The 1,846-nt window shown below is 74.2% G+C and carries 3 protein-coding genes; 2 read left to right on the plus strand and 1 reads right to left on the minus strand.

What is annotated here, in order from left to right; genetic code table 11:
- Nucleotides 1-91 precede the first annotated feature (91 nt).
- Complete coding sequence (locus Voc01_RS13800; RefSeq protein WP_203927792.1) at nucleotides 92-790, minus strand: hypothetical protein; 699 nt, start codon at nucleotides 788-790, stop codon at nucleotides 92-94.
- Nucleotides 791-843: 53 nt separating this feature from the next.
- Between Voc01_RS13800 and Voc01_RS13805 the strand changes: the two genes are divergently transcribed.
- On the plus strand, nucleotides 844-1,239 hold the full coding sequence (locus Voc01_RS13805; RefSeq protein ID WP_203927793.1) for a DUF3224 domain-containing protein: 396 nt from the start codon (nucleotides 844-846) through the stop codon (nucleotides 1,237-1,239).
- On the plus strand, nucleotides 1,239-1,766 hold the full coding sequence (locus Voc01_RS13810) for a MarR family winged helix-turn-helix transcriptional regulator (RefSeq protein WP_203927794.1): 528 nt from the start codon (nucleotides 1,239-1,241) through the stop codon (nucleotides 1,764-1,766). Before Voc01_RS13805 ends, Voc01_RS13810 begins: the two co-directional genes overlap by 1 nt.
- Nucleotides 1,767-1,846 lie beyond the last annotated feature (80 nt).

Genomic DNA, 1,846 nt, shown 5'->3' on the forward strand with positions numbered 1-1,846 from the left:
AACGATCAACAGGCAACCGAACCCCCGTGCAGACAGAACGCCCGAACGCACGGTGACACACCACGACTGCATACGAATCAACGACTCAGGGCTACTGCGACGAGGGGACGGAGTAGGTCCAATCGTCGAGGGGAGCGGCGAACGCCTTGGCCTGTGCCGGTGGCACCGCGGCGGCGAACTCCTCGCGGCGTAGCGGCATCGGCTTCTCGGGCGCGATCTCGATGAGCAGCGGGCGGACGTGCGTGCGCCGGTAGGCGGCCAGCTTGTGGTGCCCGTCGACGAGGTAGCGGGGGCCGCCGCCGGGCGCGCGGACCACGACCGCGGCCGGCCGCGCGCCGCCGGAGATCCGGGCCCGGTAGCTCTCGACGGTGGCCTGGTCGCGTGGGGGCCAATGGTCGGTGACGACGAGCGCGTCGCCCTGTGTCGGCCAGTACCACGAGGCGGCGGCGCCCGGTGCCGGGTCGAGCACCGGCAGTTCCTGCCAGCCGGGTGTGCTCAGGGCGAGCGTGTACCGGCCGGGTGCGAGCAGGCGCAGCAGCGGCGCGAGCGGCCCGGCGGGTGGCGGGCGGCGGGGGTTGAGGCCGGGCGCGGCGAGCCAGTCGCGGAGGGCGTCGAGATCGGCGGGACGCACCGCGCCCGGCTCGGCGCGCGCGGCCAGCTGCCCGACGCTGCCGTGACAGTCGTGCGCGTGCAGCACGGCCGGCTGCCCGCCCAGACACAGCAGGCTGGCGAAGTCGTTCCCGAGGACGGCGACGACGCCCAGCCCGTCGGGCACCTCCACGGTCGTCACCGGGCGACGGTAGCAGGGTTGACGTGTGACTGAGTCACACATACGTTGAAGCCATGACCGACCTGAAGACGAAGCTCAAGATCGAGTCGTGGGACGAGAAGCCGTACCGGGAGCTGCCCGACGGCACGAAGTTCACCCGGGCCGAGGTGGCTCTCTCCGGCACCGGCGACGCCATCTCCTCGGCGACGTTCGAGGGGCTGATGTACTACCGCGCCGACGGCACGAGCTCGTACGTCACGCTGATGCGCCTGGAGGCGACGCTCGACGGGCGAACCGGTGCGCTGGTGCTCCGGGGTCCGGGCGCGTTCGACGGGACGACGGCCCGCGGCACCTTCGAGGTCGTGGCCGGCACGGGTGGGCTGGAAGGGGTCACCGGCACGGCCGAGAGCGAGTCGACCCACGCCGACTACCCGTTCATGCCGCTCACGGTCACGTACACAATGGCCTGATGGCCGGCGAACGCGAGGCGAACGTCCTGGGAGCCCTCGCGCAGGCCCTCACCGACCGGACCGCGGCGGCCGTCACCGCCGCCACCGGTCACTCGTCGTCGGCCGCGGCCGCGCTGACCGCCCTCGACCAGTTTCTCGAGCGCCCGACGCTCGACCGGCTGCGGCTGGTGCTGGGGCTCACGCCGTCGGGGGCGGTGCGCCTGGTCGACCGGCTCAGCGCCGCCGGCCTGGTGACCCGCGGCCCCGGCGACGACGGCCGCTCGCGCTCGGTGATGCTCACCGACCGGGGACGGGCCGCGGCCGCGGAGGTGGCCGCCGCCCGCTCCTCGGTACTGCGGAGCCTGCTGGCCGACCTGCCGGCCGGCGAGCTGGCGGTACTGGGCCGCCTGCTCGACAGGTTGATGGCCGGAGTGGTGGCCACCAAGGACGGCGGGGCGTGGATCTGCCGCCAGTGCGACCTGGCGGCGTGCGAACGGGCGGCCGGCCGCTGCCCCGCCGCCACCGCTGCCGCGGCGAGGTACGGCTAGCACGTGTCCGGTTGCGGACCGTCCGCACCACTCGCGCCGCTCGCGCCGCGCCGTGGTCGCGCCGCGCGCCGATCTTGCAG

This window comes from Virgisporangium ochraceum, assembly GCF_016863655.1.
Taxonomy (GTDB): Bacteria; Actinomycetota; Actinomycetes; order Mycobacteriales; family Micromonosporaceae; genus Virgisporangium; species Virgisporangium ochraceum.

Excerpts from the sequence above, each read along its gene's own strand:
- Voc01_RS13810 (WP_203927794.1), top strand. The coding sequence starts at position 1,239 with ATGGCCGGCGAACGCGAGGCGAACGTCCTGGGAGCCCTCGCGCAGGCC.
- Voc01_RS13805 (WP_203927793.1), top strand. The coding sequence starts at position 844 with ATGACCGACCTGAAGACGAAGCTCAAGATCGAGTCGTGGGACGAGAAG.